Here is a 20,921-nt window from a genome sequence, read left to right as displayed (position 1 = left end):
GCAGATGAGTCTGTTGCGGAAGAAGACGATCGAGCAGTCGATCGCGGACACCGACGAACCGGAGTACCAGCTCAAGAAACGCCTCACCGCCCTCGACCTGACGGTCTTCGGCATCGGCGTCATCATCGGCGCCGGCATCTTCACCCTCACCGGCCGGGCCGCGCAGGCCTACGCCGGTCCCAGCATCGCGCTGTCGTTCGTGCTCGCCGCTATCTGCTGCGGGCTGGCCGCGCTCTGCTACGCGGAGTTCTCCTCGACCGTGCCGGTCTCCGGCTCGGCGTACACGTTCTCCTACTTCTCCCTCGGTGAGATCTTCGCCTGGATCATCGGCTGGGACCTGCTGCTCGAGCTGATGCTCGGGGCAAGCGTGGTGGCGCAGGGCTGGTCCACCTACGCGGCGTTGTTCCTGGAGGAGATCGGTCTCGGCTGGCCGGACTCGATCGGCCCCGACAGCAACGTCAACGTGCTGGCGATGCTGCTGATCATCGTGCTGACGATCCTGGCCACCATCGGCATCAAGGAGTCGCTGCGGGTCAACCTGGCGCTGGTCGCGGTCAAGTTGTTCGTGGTCCTCTTCGTGATCGTCGCCGGCCTGTTCTACGTCAAGGGCGAGAACCTCACCCCGTTCATCCCGCCGAGCGTGCCGGCCGAGAGCGGCGACGTCACGATTACGACGCCGCTGTTCCAGGCGATGCTCGGGTTCACCCCGTCGACCTTCGGCGTGATGGGGCTGGTCTCCGGTGCGTCGCTGGTGTTCTTCGCGTTCATCGGCTTCGACGTGGTCGCGACCACGGCCGAGGAGGCCAAGAACCCGCAGCGCGACCTGCCTCGCGGCATCCTCGGCTCGCTGGCGATCTGCACCGTGCTGTACGTACTGGTCTGCATCGTCATCACGGGCATGGTCAACTACAAGGACATCAGCACTGAGGCCGCGCTGGCGGAGGCGTTCCGCTCGGTCGGCAGGCCGGGATTCGCGACGCTGATCTCGGCGGGTGCCGTCGCGGGTCTGACCACGGTCGTGCTCACCTTGATGATCGGTGCCGCGCGCGTCGTCTTCGCGATGAGCCGCGACCACCTGATGCCGTCCAAGCTCGGCAAGACCCACCAGAAGTTCGGCACGCCGTACCGGCTGACCCTCGGTATCGGGATCGTGGTGGCGCTCGTCGCCGGGCTGACCCCGATCGGCAAGCTCGAGGAGATGGTGAACATCGGCACGCTGGCGGCGTTCACCCTGGTGTCGATCGCGGTGCCGCTGCTGCGCAAGCGCCGGCCGGACATCGAGCGGTCGTTCACGGTGCCGGGCAACCCGGTGATCCCGATCCTGTCCGCGGTGATCTGCGTCTACCTGATGCTGAACCTGTCGATCGAGACCTGGCTGCGGTTCGCGGTCTGGATGGTGCTCGGCTTCATCGTCTACGCGCTCTACGGCTACCGGAAGAGCCGGGTGGGCGAGACGGAACGCACCGGCGAGAGCACCAGGGCCTAGCGGCCTCCCGCCTACCGCCGGGCGATCGCCGTCGCGTACTCCGCGAGGGCGATCGTCTCGGCGACGGCCCCCGGCTCGGCCGCGTCCTCGGGATCGAACCCGAGGGCGCGGCCTTCCATCGTCCGCAGGCACAACGCGGACCAGCGGGGATCGAGGGCATCGGCCGCCCAGACCAGCGCCTCCTTCTTCGAGCACACTCGGCCGGTCTCGAGCGTGTAGAGCATCCGGCACAGCGTGGTCACGGCGTACCGCTGCCCCCAGGCCATCTCGATGGAGATCCAGGTCGCGAGGCCTGTGAGCAACCTCGGGATGTCTCCACGCATCCGCTCGCGGAGGGCTTCGGCGGGAACCACCTCGACCAGTTCCCGCGGATCCGGGCCGGAAAGCGTCACGCCGTACTCGCGCAGGGTCCAGCGGACGACCTCGGTGTTGCAGTGAGTCGACCACTGCATCCGCCGCCACCCGTGGTCGATGTAGAGCCAGTCGCGCCCGAGCCCGTCGAGTGTGCGCAGCTCGCCGAGCAGGGGGTACGAGCCCTCCAGGTGCTGCGTCCAGAAGCCTTCCCTGGTGGGGATCTCGTCGTGCAGCGCGCGCAAGGCCGCCTCCTGGTCCGCCAAGATCGGGCGATGCACGGGGATCAGGAAGTCGCAGTCGCTCTGCAGATCGGCATCACCGAGTGCGAACGAGCCCTGCAGATAGGCCCCGGCGAAGTTGTCGCCGAGAATCTCCCGGGTGGTCCCGGTGAGTTCCACCAGCAGCCGGTTCAGTTCGTCGTACGGCGTGGGCCCGTCGGTCGGCTCGCTGATCGGCTGGCTGGTCGGCTGGTAGGTCACGGGGGAGAGCCTGGCAGAGCCGGGCGGCACCGGTCGAAGGGTTTGCTGGAGTAAGATCCGAGCGGCTGGACTGGGGCGGGCGAGGGGTGCGGGACATGGTGAACCAGCGGGGGCGGCTGCTGGCGGGAGTTGCGGCGCTTGCGCTGGTCGGTACCGCGGGCTTCGTGGTGGCGACCAGATCCGACAACGGCGTCGCCCCGGGCGGTACTGCGGTCGCGGCCGAGGCCCGGAAACCAGGAGTGGACCCGGCGGTTCGCAAGCGTCAGCTCGACGCGTTCCTGGCTCAGCGTTCGACCGCTGTCGTCAAGGGCGACCTCAAGAGCTTCCTGGCCGCGGTCGACCCGAAGCAACCGAAGCTGGTGGTCCGGCAGAAGCTGCTGTTCACCAACCTGCGGAAGTTCGAGTTCGCGAGCCTGCGGTACTTCGTCGCCGACGAGCGCGAGGCTCCGGCACAGGTAGACAAGTTCGGTCCGACCACCTACTCGACCCGGGTGATGATGCGGTACCGGCTGACCGGGCTCGACCCGAAGCCGGTGCAGACCGACCTCGGCTACACCTTCGTCCAGCGGGCCGGCCGGTGGATCCTGGTCGCGGACGACGCGATCGACGAGACGCTCAGCGAGGACGGCCACCGCCAGCCGTGGGACTACCAGGAGATCGCCGTCGTCCGCAAGGACAAGGTGGTCGTGGTGGTCGACAAGCGCGAGGCCGCCCTCGGCAAGAAGATCGCCCAGGTCTCCGAGGACGCGGTCCAGGGCGTGCGGCGGCACTGGCCGCGGCCGTGGGACGGCGCCGTCATGGTGGTCGCGATGTCCGAGCCGCGAGTGTTGTCGACGGTGTGGACCGCCGGCACCGGAGCCGGCTGGACGATTGCCGCGAAGGCAGTCACCCTGTACGACGGCGAGCCGCTCGGCCTCAAGACGGTGGCCCCGGTCGGCAGCCGGATCGTGGTCAACCCAGCCGTCCGCAAGGATCTCGAGGAAGACCTGCTGGTGCACGAGATGACGCACGTGGCGACGGTGCCGATCGGGATCCGCACACCGGTCTGGCTGGTGGAGGGCGTCGCGGAGTACGTCCGCAGCCACGCGATCGAGGACGACCCGCACTGGACCATCGACCCGTACCGCAGGACCGTCCGGACGAAGTACCTGCCCTCGATGAAGGTGTTACCGGGAGAAGCAGAGTTCGACCAGAACGGGGACCGCTCCTACGGCCAGGCCTGGTGGGCCACGGAATACCTGGCCTCGAAGCTGGGAAAGAAGGGCCTTGCCGCCCTCTACACAGACCTGGCCTTGCACGACCTCAGCCCAACGGCGTACGCGTCAATCATCAAGAAACACACCGGCCAGACGCCGGCCCAGCTCACCACCGCGGTGAAGAAGTTCAAGGGGTAGCGAGAAGGTTGCTGGGGGACGGAGCGGGCTTCCGGCGCCGCACCGACCCCCAGCAGTTCTTGGTCAGGCGAGGCTGGCGACGCCCTTGGCGAGGAACCGCTTGCCGTTGACCTTCTCGGCGAGGCCGCTGCGGTCCAGGTACGGCGTGATGCCGCCCAGGTGGAACGGCCAACCGGCGCCGAGCAGCAGGCAGAGGTCGATGTCCTGCGCCTCCGCGACGACACCCTCGTCGAGCATGATCAGGATCTCCTCGGCCAGCGCGGTGAGCACCCGGCTGCGGAGCTCGTCGGCGGTGGACGGCTGGTCGCCGACGGTGACGAGCGCCTCGACCTCTGGGTCGACTGACGGCTTGCCCTCGGCACTCCAGACGTAGAACGAGCTCTTGCCGGCGGCAACCACCTTGGCGAGGTTCTCGGACACGGCGAACCGGTCCGGATAGGCGCGGTTCATCGTCTCCGCGACGTGCAGCGCGACCGGCAGACCGACCAGCTGCAGCAGCACGAACGGCGGCATCGGCAGGCCGAGCGCCGACAGCGCCTTGTCCGCCTCGGGGATCGGCGTGCCCTCGTCGACCGCGGCGCTGACCTCGCCGAGGAAGCGGGTGAGCAGCCGGTTGACCACGAAGGCCGGGGCGTCCTTGACCAGCACACAGGACTTCTTCAGCGTCTTGCCGACCGCGAACGCCGTCGCCAGCGTCGCGTCGTCGGTCTGGTCGGCGCGGATGACCTCCAGCAGCGGCAGTACCGCGACCGGGTTGAAGAAGTGGAACCCGACCACGCGCTCGGGGTGCTCCAGGTCGGCCGCCATCTCGGTGATCGACAGCGAGGACGTGTTGGTCGCCAGGATCGCGTCCGGGCGGACGATCTTCTCCAGGTCGGCGAAGATCGTCTTCTTCAGCTGGAGCTCCTCGAACACGGCCTCGATCACGAAGTCCGCGTCCGCGAAGACGGCGCGATCCACCGACCCGGTGACGAGCGCCTTCAGCTGGTTGGCCTTGTCCGGGCGGATCCGGCCCTTGCCGAGCAGCTTGTCGATCTCGCCGTGCACGTAGCCGACGCCGCGGTCGACCCGCTCCTGGTCGAGGTCTGTCAGCACCACGGGCACCTCGAGCCGGCGTACGAACAGCAGCGCGAGCTGGCCCGCCATCAGGCCGGCGCCGACGACACCCACCTTGCTGACCGGGCGGGCGAGCGACTTGTCCGGCGCGCCGGCCGGACGCTTGGCGCGCTTGTTCACCAGGTCGAAGGCGTAGAGGCCGCTGCGCAGTTCCTCGCTCATGATCAGGTCGGCGAGTGCCTCGTCCTCGGCCGCAAAGGCGGAGTCGCGGTCCCATTTGTCACTGTCCTTCGCCGCCGCGATCAGCTCCAGCGCCCGGTACGGCGCGGGCGCCGCGCCGCTCACCTTGAGGTCGGCAAAGCCCTTGCCTCGGGCAACGGCCGCGTCCCAGGCGTCGCCTCGGTCGATCTCCGCCCGCTCGACCGTGACCTCACCTGTCAGCACCTTGCCGGCCCACAGCAGCGACTGCTCGAGGAAGTCGGCCGAGTCGAGCAGCACGTCGCCGATGCCGAACTTCACCGCCTCGGGGCCGCTGAGCATCTTGTTCTGGTTGAGGGCGTTCTCCACCACGACCTTGACGGCTTTGTCCGCGCCGATCAGGTTCGGCAGCAGGAAGTTGCCGCCCCAGCCCGGGATCAGGCCGAGGAAGACCTCGGGAGTGGAGACCATCCCCGCCGCGACCGACACGGTCCGGTACCGCGCGTGCAGCGCGACCTCGAGGCCGCCACCGAGCGCGACACCGTTCACGAAGGCGAACGAAGGCTTGCCACCGTCCTGCAACTTGCGCATCACGCCGTGGCCGATCTTGCCCAGGTCGAGCGCCTGCTCCCGATCGGTCAGCTTCGGTACGCCGGTCAGGTCCGCGCCGGCGGCCAGGATGAACGGCTTGCCTGTGACCCCCAAGGCGACCACGTCCTCGCGGGCCAGCGCCGCGTCGATCGCCTTGTTCAGCTCGGCCAGACCCTTCGGCCCGAAGGTGTTCGGCTTGGTGTGGTCGTGCCCGTTGTCGAGAGTGATCAGCGCCATCGTGCCGGCCTTGTTCGGCAGCGCCACGTCGCGGCTCGGGGCCAGCGTGACAACCTCGTCGGTCTCGATCGCCACCGCCCGGTCGATGAGTTCCTGCAAGCTCACTTGGTCCCCTCGCTTCGCTCGGCGCCCAAGTGAGCGGATGGCTGCTGTGCTTTCTGGTTCACTCGCTTGCGCTCGCTCACGGCTTCGTCCCCTCGAAGTTCGGGTTCTCCCAGATCACGGTGCCGCCCATGCCGAGGCCGACGCACATCGTGGTCAGGCCGTAGCGGACGTCGGGGCGCTGCTCGAACTGCTTGGCCAACTGGTTCATCAGCCGTACGCCGGACGAGGCGAGCGGGTGGCCGTACGCGATGGCGCCGCCGTACGGGTTGACCCGCGGGTCGTCGTCGGCGATGCCGTAGTGCTCCAGGAACGCCAGCACCTGGACGGCGAACGCCTCGTTCACCTCGAAGGCCTGGATGTCATCGATGGTCAGGCCGGCCAGCTTGAGCGCCTTCTCCGTCGCCGGGACCGGGCCGATACCCATCACCTCGGGCTCGACGCCGACGAAGCTGTAGGAGACGAGCTTCATCTTCGGCTTCAGGCCGAGCTCCTCGGCCGTCTCGGCGGAGGTGAGCAGACACGCGGTGGCGCCCTCGTTGATGCCGGCCGAGTTGCCCGCCGTCACCCGGCCGTGCGGGCGGAACGGGGTCTTCAGCTTGGCCAGGTCCTCCATCGTGGTGCCGGGGCGCATCGGCTCGTCGGTGGTCGCGTAGCCCCAGCCGAGCTCGGCCGAGCGGGTCGCGATCGGGACCAGGTCGGGCTGGATCAGGTCGTTCGCGTAGGCCTTGGCGGCGCGCTCCTGGGAGGCGACGGCGAAGGCGTCCGCGCGCTGCTTGGTGATGGTGGGGAACCGGTCGTGCAGGTTCTCCGCGGTCGAACCCATCACCAGCGCGGAGGTGTCCACCAGCTTCTCGGAGATGATCCGCGGGTTCGGGTCGACGCCCTCGCCCATCGGGTGCCGGCCCATGTGCTCGACCCCGCCCGCCACGACCACGTCGTACGCGCCGAACGCGATGCCGGCGGCGGTGGTGGTGACGGCGGTCATGGCGCCCGCGCACATCCGGTCGATGGCGTAGCCGGGGGTGGTGTTCGGCAGACCAGCCAGCAGGGCGGCGGTCCGCCCGATGGTCAGGCCCTGGTCGCCGATCTGGGTGGTGGCCGCGATCGCGACCTCGTCCACCTTCTCCGGGGGCAGGGACGGGTTGCGCCGCAGCAGTTCGCGGATGCACTTGATCACCAGGTCGTCGGCGCGCGTCTCGGCGTACTGGCCCTTGGCCTTGCCGAACGGGGTGCGAACGCCGTCGACGAACACGACATCGCGGATCTCACGGGGCACGAGGCCCTCCTCTTGTGGTCCAGGACTTGGGAGCACGACGATGCTACCCGTCGGTAACACATCGCCCCAAGACGGCACGCCTGTGCGACTGCTCACAAGATCCGAGAGGATCAGGTCAGCCCAGAGGATCGGTGAGTTGCAGGCGGTCGGGCGGCCGATGTGGCAGCTCGCGGGCGGTGGTGGTGGTGAGCCCGTCGAAGGCCAGTTCGAGGTACCGGCGCCAGATCTGCGGCTGGGTGTCCAGCACGGGTGCCGCTGTCTGGTGGATGCCGCCGAGCAGCAGCACGATGTCCGTTCCCGTGATGTCGCTGCGGATAGCGCCTTGTTGGCGAGCCCGAGCGGTGAGTACCTCGACCACGTCGCAGAGGCGCGCGATCGCCTGCCGTACCTCGGAACTCTGCAGCGACGGCCGTCCGACCACCTCGCAGAACGCGCGGTCGGCGGCCAGCACCTCGACGCCGGCGGTCATGAACTCCCGAAGTGCCTCAGTTGCGTCGTCGGCCTCCAGTAGGCGATTCGCTGAGCCGATGAGCCCGTCGAGCAACTGCAGGGTGATCGCCGCGAGCAGGTCGTCCTTCGAGGCGAAGTGCCGGAACACCGTGCCCTTGGCGACGCCGGCGCGCTGGGCGATCTCGCCCATCGACACGTCCACCCCGCACTCGGCGAACGCCTCGGTCGCGGCCCCGATCAGCAGGCGCCGGTTGCGCACCATGTCCGCTCTCGGGCCTGGTGTCACTGTCCTTTCGCTCATCTTGTCCTTCCTTCTGATGTGAAGCCTACCACTTAACATGACCGGTCGGTCAGGTTAGCTGCTACGCTGAACATGACCCAGCGGTCACTTTGTGAACCATCGAACTCCTGGAAGGAACAACGTGAGCAACACCCTTGAAGGCAAGGTCGTTCTCGTCACCGGCGCGTCCTCGGGCATCGGCCAGGCCACGGCCCTCGCCCTGTCGAAGGCCGGGGCCCGAGTGGCCGTCGGGGCTCGCCGGGCCGACCGGCTGAAGACCCTGGCGGAGGACGCTCCCGGCGAAGTACTGGTCCTCGAACTGGACGTCACCGACCGCCAGTCGGTGCAGGACGCGGTCGAGGCGACCATCGAGCGTTTCGGCGCGATCGACGCCTTGGTGAACAACGCGGGCATCATGCTCAGCGGCATGATCCTCGGCGCGGACACCACTGAGTGGACGCGCATGGTCGAGACCAACCTGCTCGGATCGATGTACGCCGTCCATGCCGCCCTGCCGCACCTGCTCGAGTCCAAGGGCGCGGTGGTGCAGATCTCCTCGACCTCAGGACGTACAGCCTCGGCCGCGAGTGGCGTGTACGCGGCCACCAAGTTCGGCATCACCGCTTTCTCGGAGGCGCTGCGTCAGGAGGTCACCGCGCAGGGTGTTCGCGTCATCGTCGTAGAGCCCGGATTCGTCTCGACCGAGCTGGCCAGCCACATCACCGACCCGGGCATCCAGGCGATGGCCAAGACCATGGCCGAGTCCATGCGGACCCTCCAGCCCGAGGACATCGCCGGTGCCGTCCTGTACGCGCTTACCCAGCCCGAGCACGTCGCCGTCAACGAGATCCTGATCCGGCCGACAGACCAGACCCGCTGATTGCCAGGTCCGGTGCGGTGGGCCCGACTTCCGGTAACCCGTGGCGTCGCGGCGCGATCCGGCGCATGCTGAGTGGACGAGAGTCGTCTCTGGAGCCGCAATGAACAATTTCGATCTTGCTGTCCCGGTCCTGTCCCGGGGCAAACACCGGAGTCCCCGCAAGGGCGCCTGCTTCATGGAGTTCGCGTCGTACCTCGCAGGCGAGCCATGGTCGGATCACCCGGCCTGCACCCACCCGTTGCTGGCCGGCGTGGCCCGCGACGTCAACGACTGTACGACGGATGCCGGCCGGTCTCGGCTGGCTCCACTGATCCCCTCGGTGATCGGCCTGACCCCGGACGACCCGCACGTCGTACCGCGGGTCACGGCGGTCTGCATCCAGCACGCGCTGCCAGTGGTGTCACAGGAGCGGCAGTACATCCTCGCTGTGGCTCTGCTGGTAGGGGAGCGGCACCTGGCCGCGTTGGACGGTCGTCCCTTCGACAGCCTCCAGCCCGCGTCCAAGGAAGCGCTGGGCTCGGTCCCCGCGGCCACCAAGTGGGCCCGGGCCTTCACCGCACGACCACACCGCGGTACGCCGGACTTCGCCCGGCGGACGGCGCCGCGAGCCGTGTCGTGCGCGGTGGAGGGCATCTCCCAGGCCTGCGTGTCGAACCCGGACGAGCGGCTGTTCGACTTGCTGACCGCGGCTATCGCCGAGTGCGAGGCCTGGATGCCGGCGCCCGTTGTCGAAGCCTCGCCTGCTGCTGTGGCCGACACCGACACGGTCCGGAAGGAGTCGGTCGACGCCAGGTAACACCCTTTGCCGGTTCGACGTAGGCTCCGCTGTGTGGCTTTGGAGATCGATACCGGCACGGGGTTGATGCCGGCACAGGTGTGGGAACCCGCCGGCGGCTCTGGTCCGGGCCTGCTGCTGCTCCAGGAGATCTTCGGGGTCTCGGAGTACATCAAGCAGCGGGCCGAGGACCTGGCCTCACTCGGCTACTACGTCGTCGCGCCGGAGATCTACTGGCGGCTGGACGACGTCTCGCTGGACGAGGACGCCCCGGATCTGTTGGACCGGGCCCTCGAAGCGATGGGTCGGGTCGACTGGTCCACGGCCGTCTCGGACTCGGTGGCGGCGCTGGATTACCTGCGCAGCCGTGAGACCGCTGTCGGCGTGGTCGGGTTCTGCTTCGGCGGAGGACTGGGGTTCAACGTTGCCGCTGTGTCCTCGCCTGACGTCCTGGTGAGCTACTACGGCTCCGCCCTGCCCAACCTGCTGGGCCTCGCGCCGAAAGTGGACGCGGTCAGCCTGCACCACTTCGGCGACGCCGATGACTACCTGAGCCCTGCAACGGTCGACCAGATCGTCGCGGCCGTCGACGGCCCCGACAACGAGATCTACCGGTACCCCGATGCCGGCCACGCCTTCGACAACCCGATGCCCGCATTCCACCACCCAGAGGCGGCGGCCCTGGCGTGGAGCCGTACCGAGTCCTTCCTGTCCCGCCGTCTGCCTACTTCCTAAGGATCTGCATGAGCCTGTACGACATCCCGCTGCGCACCCTGTCCGGCGCGGAGACCTCCCTGTCCGACTACAAGGGCAAGGCCGTCCTGGTGGTCAACGTCGCCTCCAAGTGCGGCCTGACCCCGCAGTACGAGGGCCTCGAGAACCTGCAGAAGCGCTACGAGTCCCGCGGCTTCACCGTGCTCGGCGTGCCCTGCAACCAGTTCGGCGGCCAGGAGCCCGGCACCGCCGAGGAGATCGAGACCTTCTGCTCGACCACCTACGGCGTCACCTTCCCGATGCTCGACAAGCTCGAGGTCAACGGCGACAACCGCCACCCCCTCTACTCCGAGCTCACCCAGACCCCCGACGCCGAAGGCAACTCCGGCGACGTCCAGTGGAACTTCGAAAAGTTCCTCCTCACCCCCGAGGGCACAGTCGCCGCCCGCTTCCGCCCCCAAACCCTCCCGGAATCAGACGAGATCACGTCCCTGATCGAGACCACCCTGCCTGTCTGACCCTCCCGTACGCCGTACCGTCGAAGCCGCCGACTCCACTCGGAGTCCGGCGGCTTCGTCGTACAGGGTCGGGTGGTTCCACCAGCAACGGATGGGTGGTTCTGCCTGGCAGGTTCGGGTGGTTGCGTCCCCGGGCTGCGTGATGGTGCTAGTCGGGCCGGTGTGCGTCAAGAGCGCTGCGCGTCCCTTCGGGATCGGAACAAGTTCCGACTCTTGACACACACCACCCCGACCAGGGAAAGACGCAGCTATCCCGGAGCCGCTGAGAGGTGTGGCGACAAAGCCCAGGGAACCCCTCCGCCAAACGTTCGGGGGTTGCCTCGACCAGAAGGTCGGCGAGCCGCCTTGCCCGGAAGGTCTGGGTGTTCCGGTGCCCGGTGGCCGAGGGCCGGGGCCGGGAGACTCCCGAAACCGGCACCTTGTGCACCACCTGAGCCGATCTCGGCGCCCCGGGGCACTCAACCGGCGCACAAAGTGGGTCCTGGGACACCAAGGCGGGACCTCGGACACGAAATAGCCTGTCCCACGTCCCCACCCGGTGTTCCAGGTCCCGACAACCGCATCGCCACCAGCCGTCACACCCACCACAAGGTGTCCGCGGTCCCCGAAATCCCACCGCCACGGGCTGTCGGGGCCCCCGAAGGTGTCCGAGGTCCCCACAACCGCACCCCGTCGGCCCGCGGGCCGACGATCGGCCTCCCGCTGACGGGGTGTTCGGCCGCTAGCGCCTAATAGGCCGCCAGTGGCCGAACAACCATCCAGCGGACCCCGAAGCGAGCCACACGCCGCCGACCAACCCACCCCAACCGGCCAACAACCCGCCAGTGGACGAACAACCCGGCAGTGGACGAACAACCCGGCAACGGTCGAACAACCCGCCAGCACCAGTCCCCGAATCGGCACAATCACCGCCCACCCAGACGAAATCACCACCCACCGGGGTGAAATCCCTCCCTCGGGGCGGCTGGCGTACTGACCGACAGGTAGTAGTTGCCGCACACGCCACCCCGGCGGGCACCCCACGCCTGGAGCCTCCGCGATCCGCCCAGCACTACCTGTCACTCGGTACACCCCACCCCCGAAAACACCACCCCGACCCGGCTCAGACCCCTCCGCGGGATCCGCGTAGCTGCGTTCCTTCCCTGGTCGGGGTGGGGTGGGTCAAGAGTCGGAACTTGTTCCGATCCCGAAGGGACGCGAAGCGCTCTTGACGCACACCAGCACGACTAGCACCATCACGCAGCGGAGCCCGCGAACCACCCCCGCCTATGCCCGGCTGAACAACCCGCACCCATGCCCGGCGGAACCACCCGGGCTCATGCCGACGGAAACCACCCGAACTCGCCCAGGCGTTCCCAACCACCAGCCGCCAGGGGGAACGCGCTACTGCTCGTCGAGTTGTTCGGCTGGGGGTGCTTCGGTTGCTAGGGCGTCGGTTAGGGCCTCGGCGGTTAGGGCGATTTGCCATTCGCGGGCGCCGTGGTCGCGGAGGAAGGTGTTGACGGCGGGCTGGTCCGCGTCGGCTGGGGGTGTCCAGGCTAGGCGGCGGATGGTGTCGGGGGAGAGGAGGTTCTCCGTGGGGAGGCGGTGGGCCTCGGCGATCTCGCTGACGGCGGAGCGGGCCGCGGAGAGGCGGGCTGCCGCGTCGGGGTCGCGGTCGGCCCAGGCGCGGGCCGGGGGCGGGCCGTCGTACCGGGGGCCTTGTTTGGGGAGTTCGGAGTCCGGCAGGCGGCGGGCGTGGTCGATCGCCTCCCACCAGGTGCGCATGTGGCGGTGTGCGCCGCGGCCCTTGAACGCGGTGAGGCGCTGCAGGGTGTCGCGGTCGACCGGCATCGCGGCGGCGGCTTCGACGATCGCGGCGTCGGGGAGGATCCGGCCGGGGGAGATGTCGGCGGACTCGGCGATCTGGTCGCGGGCCTCCCAGAGCGCGCGGACGACGGCCAGGCTGCGGCGGTTGCGGACCCGGTGCATGCCGGAGGTACGGCGCCACGGGTCCGGCTTCGGCTCGCGCGGCGGGGCGTTCAGGATCGCGGTGAACTCCTGCTGGGCCCATTCCCACTTGCCCTCGCTGCGGAGTTCGGCCTCGATCGCGTTGCGGAGTTCGATCAGCATCTCGACGTCGAGCGCCGCGTAGATCAGCCAGGGGCCGGGCAGCGGACGGGTCGACCAGTCGGCGGCCGAGTGTTCCTTGCGCATCTTGTAGCCGAGGACCTCGCTGACCAGCGACGCCAGTCCGACCTTCGGGTAGCCGAGCAGCCGGCCGGCCAGTTCGGTGTCGAAGACGCTGCGCGGGACCATGCCGACCTCGGCCAGGCAGGCCAGGTCCTGGTTCGCCGCGTGGATGATCCATTCCGCGTCGACGATCGCGTCGCCGAGCGAGGACAGGTCGCCGAACGGGATCGGGTCGACCAGGGCGGAGCCGGACCCCTCACGGCGCAACTGCACGAGGTACGCGCGGTGGGAGTAGCGGTACCCCGAGGCACGCTCGGCGTCGACCGCGACCGGACCGGTACCGGCCCGGAAGGCCTCGACCACCTCGGCGAGGGCAGGGTCGGTGTCCACGACGTCGGAGAGTCCGTCGCGCAGTTCGAGCAGTGGCAGGTTCTCGGTCGGGTCGTCCGGGACGGGCGGCTGCTGCTGGGTCTCGGCCGGGCTCATCGGCCCCGCTGACCGCGCCGGGTCGGCATCGCGACCACCCCCGGCGGAACCGGCGGCAGTCCGGCCGCGGTGCAGAGCACCTCGCCCCACGCCTCGGCATGACGGGTCACGTCGATCATCCCGCCCGGGCCCGGCACAGGGCTCCAGGACGCACGGATCTCGATCTCCGCCGTCGCTTCGTCATCGGCCATCCCGCCGAAACTCTCGGACACCACCCGAGTGACGGTACCGCTCGGGGCCAAGAACTCCGCCCCCCGGTCCGTCAACGCCTCCATCAGCCAGGTCCAGCCAACGCCACCGAGCAGTGCGTCCGTCACCATCTCCGGTTCGACGGCGGCACGCACATACGCGACACAGCGGAAGGTCGACTGCCAGGCGTCGTTCCCGTCCGGGTCGTAGAGGATGACCAGACGGCCGGTGGCGATATCGTCACCGTCGACCGTCACGTCGGCGCTGACCGCGGCCGCGTGCGGTGCGATCCGCTGCGGTGCGGGCATCTCCTCGACGAATACCTCGGGCCGGAACCGGGCACCACGCAATTGCGTCAGTGCTTCGGCGAACTCCGCGGGTGGCGCGTCGACCTGCTTGCGGGCACCCATGCACCGCAGCCTACGACTGATTACTCACCGACGCCGACGGCGACGCGCCGGTAACCGCTTCCGGGCATGGGATTATCGGACCTGTGCCCGTAACCCAGCCCGCTCAATCACCCACCGCTATCGATGCTCTCGCCGAGTCCGCCTTCCTGCTCGCGGCCCGAGGTGAACCGGTCCCGCACACGCCTGTCTGGTTCATGCGCCAGGCGGGTCGCTCGCTCCCGGAGTACCGGGCGATCCGCGAAGGCACCACGATGCTCGAGTCCTGCATGCGACCCGACCTCGTCGTGGAGATAACGCTGCAGCCCGTACGCCGTTACGGCGTGGATGCGGCGATCTTCTTCTCCGACATCGTGCTCCCGCTCAAGGCGGTCGGGGTGGACCTGGAGATCAAGCCCGGGGTGGGTCCGGTGGTCGCCTCGCCGGTCCGGTCACTGGGTGATCTCGACGCGGTGCGCCCGGTGACGCCGGCGGACGTGTCGTACGTGACGGAGTCGGTGCAGCAGTTGGTGTCGCAGCTGGGTGGGACCCCGCTGATCGGATTCGCCGGGGCGCCGTTCACCGTCGCGTCGTACCTGGTCGAGGGTGGGCCGAGCAAGGACCACGCCAAGACGAAGGCGCTGATGCACGGCGATCCCAAGCTGTGGCACGCGCTCGCCGACCGGCTGGCGGACGTGGCGATCGCGTACCTGTCCGTCCAGATCGAGGCGGGTGCCTCCGCGATCCAGCTCTTCGACTCGTGGGCGGGCGCGCTGTCGCCGCGCGACTACGCCGAGTTCGTCCAGCCGCACTCGGCGAAGGTGTTCGCCGCGCTCGCGCAGTACGGCGTGCCGCGGTTGCACTTCGGGGTGAACACGGGCGAGTTGCTCGGACTGATGAGCTCGGCCGGCGCGGACGTCGTCGGCGTCGACTGGCGCGTGCCGCTGGACGAGGCCGTACGCCGGATCGCCGCCGACGGGACTCCGCCGAAGCCGGTGCAGGGCAACCTCGACCCGGCTCTTCTCTTCGCCGGCTGGGACGCGATCGAGCCGGAGATCGACCGGATCCTGCGCGAGGGTCGCGCCGCCCCGGGCCACATCTTCAACCTGGGCCACGGGGTACCGCCGAACGCGGACCCCGAAGTACTGCACCAGGTCGTCCAGGCGGTGCACGCCAAGTCCGCCCGTACCTGACGGGGTCCCTGCCTCAGTTGGCGTTGCGGTGGCGGGTGAAGATGGGGGCGTGGAACCAAGATCTGTGGTGGTTGTCGGGGGCGGGATCAGCGGACTGGCTGCGGCGCATGCGCTGGCGAGCGGACCGAATCCACCGCGGATCACCGTTCTCGAGTCGTCGCCGCGGCTGGGCGGCAAGCTGGCCGGCGCCGAGCTCGAAGGCATCCCGGTGGACCTGGGCGCCGAGTCCGTCCTGGCCCGACGACCTGAAGCGGTGGACCTGATCCGTGCGGTCGGGCTCGCCGACGACCTGGTGCATCCGGCAACGAGTTCGGCCGGGCTCTGGATCGGCGATCGGATCCGTTCCATCCCGCCGACGGTGATGGGCGTACCGACCGACCCGGCGAGCACGGTCGATGTGCTCGGCGAGGAAGCCGCGGAGCAGGTCGCGCACGAGCCCGAGCTGGCCGAGCCCGCGCTCACCGAGGACGTCGCCATCGGGCGTTTCGTCGCCGACCGGATGGGGTCGGCGGTGACCGACCGGCTGGTCGATCCGCTGCTCGGCGGGGTCTACGCGGGCAGGGCCGAGGAGATCTCGCTCGCCGCGGCCGTCCCCGAGCTGTTCGCCAAACTCCGTACCGCGCCGAGCCTGCTGGCGGCGACAGCCGAGCTGCGCGAGACCGGCCAGCGCCGCAACGCCGACGGCGCCCCAGTATTCGCCGGCATTCGCGGGGGCGTCCACCGCCTGATCACCGCTCTCGAGCAGGACCTGCAGGCACGCGGCGTGCAGATCCACCGCAACGCGACAGTACGGCGAATCAGCCGTGGCCCTGGTGGCGTCTACGAGCTGGAGGCGGGCGCTGTGCCGGCTCCCACGGTGCTGCAGGCCGACGCCGTCATCGTGGCGGTCCCCGCGACTCCGGCGGCTCGGATGCTCGCCGAGGTCGTCCCGCAGGCTTCCACCGAGCTGGCGACCATCGACTACGCGAGCATGGCGATCGTCACACTCGCAGTGCGCAAGAAGGACTGGCCGGAGTCCGCGACAGGCTCGGGCTTCCTGGTCCCGTCTGTGGAGGGCCGCACGATCAAGGCATCGACCTACTCGCACGCCAAGTGGCAGTGGTCCGCCGACGCCGGGGGAGACCTCGCAGTACTGCGGTGCTCGGTCGGGCGGCTCGGCGAGGAGTACGTGCTCCAGCGGTCGGACGAGGAGCTCACGGCGCTCGCTGCTGCGGATCTACGCCAGGCAGTAGGCCTCGATGCACCTCTGGTCGGCTCACTGGTGACCCGGTGGGGCGGGGGGCTCCCGCAGTACGCAGTAGGTCACTTGGACCGCATTGACCGGGTGGCGGCCGCTGTGGCGGATCAACCCGGGCTGGCGGTCTGCGGAGCGGCGTACCGGGGTGTTGGCATCGCCGCCTGCGTCGCCTCGGCAGGGAAGGCGGCGACCCGGGTGCAGGCTCACCTGGAGGCATTGGCGACAATGGCCAGGTGACCGAGACTCCAGCCGCCGCACAGCCCGAGAACACGCAGCCCGCGAAGCCTAAGGCGCGCGAGCTGAACAACGTGATCCGCTACACCATGTGGTCCGTCTTCAAGGTGGAGACGCCGCTCGGTGACGCGGACCGGGACGAGCTGGCCGCTGAGCTGTCGGACATCGTCGGCAAGCTCGCCGCCGCCGACGACGTGGTGATCCGCGGCTGGTACGACGTGGAGGGCTTCCGCGCGGACGCGGACTTCATGGTCTGGTGGCACGCGCCGACCTCGGATGCCCTGCAGAAGGCGTACCACGCGCTGCGCCGGTCACGGCTCGGCCGGCACCTCGCGCCGATCTGGTCGCAGTTCGCGCTGCACCGGCCGGCCGAGTTCAACAAGAGCCACATCCCGGCGTTCCTGGCCGACGAGGAATCCCGCGCCTACATCTGCGTGTACCCGTTCGTGCGGTCGTACGAGTGGTACCTGCTGCCGGACGAGGAGCGCCGCTTCATGCTCGCCGAGCACGGCAAGATGGCGCGCACGTACCCGGACGTCCGGGCCAACACGGTGGCGTCGTTCGCGCTCGGCGACTACGAGTGGATGCTCGCCTTCGAGGCCGACGAGCTGCACCGGATGGTCGACCTGATGCGCGACCTGCGCGCGTCCACGGCCCGCCGGCACGTGCGCGAGGAAGTCCCCTTCTACACCGGAAAGCGGGCCGAGCTCAGCGAGCTGGTCGCGAACCTGGCCTGACCGGGGACGCGCTGAGAGATGGAACGCAAAGCCTTCCCGGTGCTGTACGTCACGGACGTGCGGCGATCCGTCGAGTTCTTCGGCCTGCTCGGCTACGAGTCGACCTACCAGTTCCCCCTGGAGGGCGAACCGCACTACGTCGGCCTGGAGCGCGGCGAGTCGTCGCTCGGCATCGCGGACTTCAGTTGGCCGGAGGCGCAGCTCGGCATCACCGTCGGCACCGCACCCCGCTTCGAGCTCTTCGTGTACGTCGACGACGTCGAAGCCCAGGTGGAGACCTTCCGCACCGCCGGGTACGCAGTACTCCAGGAACCGGCCACCATGCCCTGGGGCGAACGCCAGGCCTACGTCTCCGACCCCGACAACAACCCCATCGCCCTCGCGACCCCGATCTAGTCCGGCCTTGCTCGGGTGACGGCCCTAATCGTTCCGGAGTACGCGAAAGCCCGCCCTGCCAGTGGGCAGAGCGGGCTTGTGCGGTGATTACTCCGCCGGGGCCAGCGCCAGGCTGACCGAGTTGATGCAGTAGCGGAGGTCGGTCGGGGTGCCGTAGCCCTCGCCCTCGAAGACGTGGCCGAGGTGGGAGCCGCAGTTGGCGCAGCGGACCTCGACCCGCTTCATGCCGAGGTCGTGGTCCTCGATGTACTCGACCCGGTCCTCGGCCAGCGGCGCGAAGAACGACGGCCAGCCGCAGTGCGAGTCGAACTTGGTCTCGCTGCGGAACAACTCCGCGTCACATGCCCGGCACTTGTAGACACCGACGGTCTTGGTGTCGGTGTACTCACCGGTGAACGGCCGCTCGGTGCCCGCCTTGCGGAGCACCTGGAACTCCGCCGGCGACAGCTCAGCCCGCCACTCCTGATCGGACTTCTGTACGGCGTACTGCCTGGTGCTGCTGTCTGTCATCTGACCCTCCTCAGTCGAGGAGCCGGGGTCCCAGGGGGGAATCCGGCTCCTCTCCAGTATCGGCGGTCGCTCAAGCGGAATCCCGCCCGGGCGGTCGCCGTAAGCCAGCCGTCATCGTGCGCCGACGGCCGGCCGGCGGCTCACCGGACCCAGGACCGCAGCGGGATCACCTTGACGACCTGCGGGTCGTGGTCGCTGATCTGGTCGGGGAACTCGGCGTTCATGTGCACGATGTCGTACTGCGACGCCGGCTGCAGGTTCTTCGACATCAGGATCTGGTCCAGGATCTGGCTGTTCCCCTCGAACACGTAGCTGTACCGCTCGGGGGCCTCCAACGTCCTCGGCAGGTCGATCAGCGCCGTCTTGCCGGAGCCGACCAGGATGTCGGTGGTCTGCGAGAAGTCGAAGTCGTTCAGGTCGCCGAGCACGATCACATTCGCGCCGGTGTCCTTGGCCAGGATCTGGTCGACGAAGGTCCGCACCGACTGCGCCTGCTCGTGCCGCTTCGGCGCCGAGCTCTGCACGGGCGGCTGGATCCGGCCCCAGAGCGGGTCGTCGCCGCCCTTGGAGCTGAAGTGGTTGACCACCACGAACAGGGTCTGACCGTGCCAGGTGAACTCGCCTGCGAGCGGTACCCGAGTCGCCGCCCAGGCCGGGTTCGCCGGGTCGACGCGGCCCGGCGAGGAGCTCAGGTGCGGTCGGCCGAAGCGGTCGGTGGTGATCGTGGTCGCCGTGGTCGAGCCGCCGCCGGCGCGGTCGACGAACTTCACCGGCTTGTCCGTGCGGTACATGAACGCGACCCGGATGTTGCCGCCCGGCTCGCCGCCCTCGTCGCCGTCGACCGGATCGATCTGCCGCCACGCGTACTCCGGGCCGCCGGCCTTCAGGATCGCCGCGGCCAGCATGTTCAGTGTGAGGTCCGCGCCGGTGGTCCCCGAGTTCACTGCGCCGTCGTTGTCCTGCACTTCCTCCAGGCCGAGGATGTCGGGTGAGGCGAGGTTCTTCACCACCGCCTGGGCCAGACCGTCGAACTTGGCGTCGCCGTCGGACGGGTCCAGGTTCTCCACGTTGAACGTCGCGACCGATACCTGCAGCGGAGAGGAGGGCTTGGTCTTCTCACGCTGGACCTTGCCGTCGATCACGGTCGGGGTCTGCGTGACGAGGAACTTGAAGTTGCCGAAACCGTAGTCCAGAACGCCGGTCACCGTGCCGGCCAGCGTGTCCCCGGTCTTGGCGTCGGGAACGGGCGCCAGCACGTCGTCCAGCAGGACCCGCTCCGGGTTGCTGTCGGTCTTCTGCAGCAGGATGCCGCCGCGGACCGTGCGCAGGCCCGAGCCCTCCGGGACGACGGACAGCTCACGGAAGGAGCTGGTCGGGCCGGTCACCTCGGGCTGGTTGATGCCGAGCCACATGCCCTCCAGCGACTCCCAGAAGTCGAGGCCGTCAGTGGCCGGCTCGAAGGTGCCGGTGGTCTCGACGTCACCGGTGGAGTCGTCGTCGATCACGGTCGACGGGGGCACCCGCCCGCCCGGGCCCACGATGGTCGCGGCCGGTACGGCGGCGGTGCCGGTCACGCCGATCGTCGGGTTGGTGATCTCGGTGGTGGTCAGGTTGTCGGTGCCGCCCGAGCCGCCGGGGCGGAACTCGGCGACCGTGCCCTTGACCGTCACCGCGTCGCCGACCGCCACGGTCGGAGCCGAGCTGGTGAAGACGAAGAGGCCCTCGCTGGTCGCCGGGTCGGCGTCCGGCTGGGTGTCCTGGAACCAGAAGCCGTTGCCGCTTTTCGCGGTGACCACGCCGGTCACGTTGGCGACGAGCTTGCCGGCCAGCGGCGACAGGTGCGCGGCGCCCTGGATGTCGTGGATCTTCGCGTCCACCGGGTCGGGGTCCGGGGGAGCCGACGTCAGCGTCTTGGGCGACGGGTTGACCGCCTCGAACTCGGCGGCGTTGTTGTCGAGGTCCTTGGTCGGGTCCTTGCGGGTGACCGAGGTGGTGTTCGAGGTGCCCGGTGCTGGGCTGGTCTCCGAGTCGTTCGTCGCACTCCCGTAGCCGACGAAGTCGACGACCCCGGCGGCGGTGTCGCAGTCCGCTCCGCAGGTCAGGTTGTCGGTCGACTGGACCAGCGCGACCTTGCCGGCCGACGCAGACATGTTGATGCTGCCGGTCGCGTCGGGGGTCGGCAACGGCTGTCCGTTGGTGCCGCCGGCGCCTTGAACGAGGTAGACGCCGCCCGGAGCCAGGCTGCCGGCCAGGTTGATCTTGTTCGTCCAGGTGGTACCGGCGGTCGACCCGTACTGGACGGACCAGCCGGTCAGGTCGACCGGGGAGCTGCTGTTGTTCGTCAGCTCGATGAAGTCGTTCGTGTACGGAGCGCCGGAGTTGCCGCCACCGCCGTACACCTCGGTGATGACCACGGTGGACGAGGCGGCGAGTGCCGGTGCGGCCGCGATCACGGCGACACCGGACACGACGAGACTGGAGGTGACCACGAGGGCGCCCAGGCGGCGCCGTGATCGGTTCTGGGCAGACATGTGCCGGATTCTCACACCCACACCACCCCCCGCCAACCCCCAACAGGTGAACACCGA

At 69.1% G+C, this 20,921-nt stretch carries 18 protein-coding genes; 10 read left to right on the top strand and 8 right to left on the bottom strand.

Annotated features, from left to right (window positions below):
* Positions 1-4 precede the first annotated feature (4 nt).
* The gene (locus tag ACFPJ1_RS37635; RefSeq protein WP_380111091.1) at positions 5-1,486 is read left to right on the top strand and encodes an APC family permease; all 1,482 of its coding nucleotides are present in this window, start codon (positions 5-7) and stop codon (positions 1,484-1,486) included.
* Positions 1,487-1,497: 11 nt separating this feature from the next.
* Here the strand turns inward: ACFPJ1_RS37635 and ACFPJ1_RS37630 are convergent, their stop codons facing one another.
* On the bottom strand, positions 1,498-2,319 hold the full coding sequence (locus ACFPJ1_RS37630; protein ID WP_380111090.1) for an aminoglycoside adenylyltransferase domain-containing protein: 822 nt from the start codon (positions 2,317-2,319) through the stop codon (positions 1,498-1,500).
* Between the two features lie 95 nt (positions 2,320-2,414).
* Between ACFPJ1_RS37630 and ACFPJ1_RS37625 the strand changes: the two genes are divergently transcribed.
* On the top strand, positions 2,415-3,713 hold the full coding sequence (locus ACFPJ1_RS37625) for a hypothetical protein (protein WP_380111089.1): 1,299 nt from the start codon (positions 2,415-2,417) through the stop codon (positions 3,711-3,713).
* Positions 3,714-3,776: 63 nt separating this feature from the next.
* On the opposite strand, the gene ACFPJ1_RS37620 is transcribed toward ACFPJ1_RS37625, so the two are convergent.
* From ACFPJ1_RS37620 to ACFPJ1_RS37610, 3 genes are all read right to left on the bottom strand, one after another.
* Positions 3,777-5,900 carry a 3-hydroxyacyl-CoA dehydrogenase NAD-binding domain-containing protein gene (locus ACFPJ1_RS37620; RefSeq protein WP_380111088.1) on the bottom strand — a complete coding sequence of 708 codons (2,124 nt, stop codon included), beginning with the start codon at positions 5,898-5,900 and terminating at the stop codon, positions 3,777-3,779.
* Positions 5,901-5,976: 76 nt separating this feature from the next.
* Positions 5,977-7,176, bottom strand: a complete 1,200-nt coding sequence (locus tag ACFPJ1_RS37615) for a thiolase family protein (RefSeq protein ID WP_380111086.1) — start codon at positions 7,174-7,176, stop codon at positions 5,977-5,979.
* Between the two features lie 115 nt (positions 7,177-7,291).
* On the bottom strand, positions 7,292-7,927 hold the full coding sequence (locus tag ACFPJ1_RS37610) for a TetR/AcrR family transcriptional regulator (protein WP_380111085.1): 636 nt from the start codon (positions 7,925-7,927) through the stop codon (positions 7,292-7,294).
* 121 nt (positions 7,928-8,048) lie between these two features.
* Between ACFPJ1_RS37610 and ACFPJ1_RS37605 the strand changes: the two genes are divergently transcribed.
* From ACFPJ1_RS37605 to ACFPJ1_RS37590, 4 genes are all read left to right on the top strand, one after another.
* Positions 8,049-8,786, top strand: coding sequence for an SDR family NAD(P)-dependent oxidoreductase (locus ACFPJ1_RS37605; protein WP_380111084.1), 738 nt, complete (start codon positions 8,049-8,051; stop codon positions 8,784-8,786).
* A gap of 100 nt (positions 8,787-8,886) precedes the next feature.
* Positions 8,887-9,582: a hypothetical protein gene (locus ACFPJ1_RS37600; RefSeq protein WP_380111083.1), complete on the top strand. Its 696-nt coding sequence runs from the start codon at positions 8,887-8,889 to the stop codon at positions 9,580-9,582.
* 33 nt (positions 9,583-9,615) lie between these two features.
* Positions 9,616-10,296, top strand: a complete 681-nt coding sequence (locus tag ACFPJ1_RS37595) for a dienelactone hydrolase family protein (protein ID WP_380111082.1) — start codon at positions 9,616-9,618, stop codon at positions 10,294-10,296.
* 8 nt (positions 10,297-10,304) lie between these two features.
* On the top strand, positions 10,305-10,793 hold the full coding sequence (locus tag ACFPJ1_RS37590; protein ID WP_380111081.1) for a glutathione peroxidase: 489 nt from the start codon (positions 10,305-10,307) through the stop codon (positions 10,791-10,793).
* Between the two features lie 1,383 nt (positions 10,794-12,176).
* On the opposite strand, the gene ACFPJ1_RS37585 is transcribed toward ACFPJ1_RS37590, so the two are convergent.
* The gene (locus ACFPJ1_RS37585) at positions 12,177-13,451 is read right to left on the bottom strand and encodes an HRDC domain-containing protein (RefSeq protein WP_380111080.1); all 1,275 of its coding nucleotides are present in this window, start codon (positions 13,449-13,451) and stop codon (positions 12,177-12,179) included.
* Positions 13,448-14,050 carry a DUF3000 domain-containing protein gene (locus tag ACFPJ1_RS37580; protein WP_380111079.1) on the bottom strand — a complete coding sequence of 201 codons (603 nt, stop codon included), beginning with the start codon at positions 14,048-14,050 and terminating at the stop codon, positions 13,448-13,450. The genes ACFPJ1_RS37585 and ACFPJ1_RS37580 overlap by 4 nt, the downstream gene beginning before the upstream one ends.
* A gap of 83 nt (positions 14,051-14,133) precedes the next feature.
* On the opposite strand from ACFPJ1_RS37580, the gene hemE reads away from it, so the two are divergent.
* The 4 genes from hemE to ACFPJ1_RS37560 are packed head-to-tail and all read left to right on the top strand — an operon-like array spanning position 14,134 to position 17,823.
* Entirely contained in the window at positions 14,134-15,219 is a 1,086-nt protein-coding gene (gene hemE, locus ACFPJ1_RS37575) for a uroporphyrinogen decarboxylase (protein WP_380111078.1), read from the top strand.
* 49 nt (positions 15,220-15,268) lie between these two features.
* Positions 15,269-16,693: a protoporphyrinogen oxidase gene (gene hemG, locus ACFPJ1_RS37570; protein WP_380111077.1), complete on the top strand. Its 1,425-nt coding sequence runs from the start codon at positions 15,269-15,271 to the stop codon at positions 16,691-16,693.
* Positions 16,690-17,427, top strand: coding sequence for a hydrogen peroxide-dependent heme synthase (gene hemQ, locus ACFPJ1_RS37565; RefSeq protein WP_380111076.1), 738 nt, complete (start codon positions 16,690-16,692; stop codon positions 17,425-17,427). Before hemG ends, hemQ begins: the two co-directional genes overlap by 4 nt.
* A gap of 18 nt (positions 17,428-17,445) precedes the next feature.
* Positions 17,446-17,823 carry a VOC family protein gene (locus ACFPJ1_RS37560; protein WP_380111075.1) on the top strand — a complete coding sequence of 126 codons (378 nt, stop codon included), beginning with the start codon at positions 17,446-17,448 and terminating at the stop codon, positions 17,821-17,823.
* 87 nt (positions 17,824-17,910) lie between these two features.
* On the opposite strand, the gene msrB is transcribed toward ACFPJ1_RS37560, so the two are convergent.
* Positions 17,911-18,333 (bottom strand): peptide-methionine (R)-S-oxide reductase MsrB, encoded by a 423-nt coding sequence (msrB, locus tag ACFPJ1_RS37555; protein WP_380111074.1) that lies wholly within the window; start codon positions 18,331-18,333, stop codon positions 17,911-17,913.
* A gap of 140 nt (positions 18,334-18,473) precedes the next feature.
* The gene (locus ACFPJ1_RS37550) at positions 18,474-20,864 is read right to left on the bottom strand and encodes a lamin tail domain-containing protein (RefSeq protein WP_380111073.1); all 2,391 of its coding nucleotides are present in this window, start codon (positions 20,862-20,864) and stop codon (positions 18,474-18,476) included.
* Between the last annotated feature and the right edge of the window lie 57 nt (positions 20,865-20,921).

Origin of the sequence: Kribbella qitaiheensis, assembly GCF_042657745.1 — a bacterium.
Lineage (GTDB): Bacteria > Actinomycetota > Actinomycetes > Propionibacteriales > Kribbellaceae > Kribbella > Kribbella qitaiheensis.
This window is presented reverse-complemented; position numbering and strand designations above follow the sequence as displayed.

Excerpts from the sequence above, each read along its gene's own strand:
- ACFPJ1_RS37600 (WP_380111083.1), top strand. The coding sequence starts at position 8,887 with ATGAACAATTTCGATCTTGCTGTCCCGGTCCTGTCCCGGGGCAAACAC.
- ACFPJ1_RS37560 (WP_380111075.1), top strand. The coding sequence starts at position 17,446 with ATGGAACGCAAAGCCTTCCCGGTGCTGTACGTCACGGACGTGCGGCGA.
- ACFPJ1_RS37635 (WP_380111091.1), top strand. The coding sequence starts at position 5 with ATGAGTCTGTTGCGGAAGAAGACGATCGAGCAGTCGATCGCGGACACC.
- ACFPJ1_RS37585 (WP_380111080.1), bottom strand. The coding sequence starts at position 13,451 with ATGAGCCCGGCCGAGACCCAGCAGCAGCCGCCCGTCCCGGACGACCCG.
- msrB (WP_380111074.1), bottom strand. The coding sequence starts at position 18,333 with ATGACAGACAGCAGCACCAGGCAGTACGCCGTACAGAAGTCCGATCAG.
- ACFPJ1_RS37625 (WP_380111089.1), top strand. The coding sequence starts at position 2,415 with ATGGTGAACCAGCGGGGGCGGCTGCTGGCGGGAGTTGCGGCGCTTGCG.
- ACFPJ1_RS37550 (WP_380111073.1), bottom strand. The coding sequence starts at position 20,864 with ATGTCTGCCCAGAACCGATCACGGCGCCGCCTGGGCGCCCTCGTGGTC.
- ACFPJ1_RS37590 (WP_380111081.1), top strand. The coding sequence starts at position 10,305 with ATGAGCCTGTACGACATCCCGCTGCGCACCCTGTCCGGCGCGGAGACC.
- ACFPJ1_RS37580 (WP_380111079.1), bottom strand. The coding sequence starts at position 14,050 with ATGGGTGCCCGCAAGCAGGTCGACGCGCCACCCGCGGAGTTCGCCGAA.
- ACFPJ1_RS37610 (WP_380111085.1), bottom strand. The coding sequence starts at position 7,927 with ATGAGCGAAAGGACAGTGACACCAGGCCCGAGAGCGGACATGGTGCGC.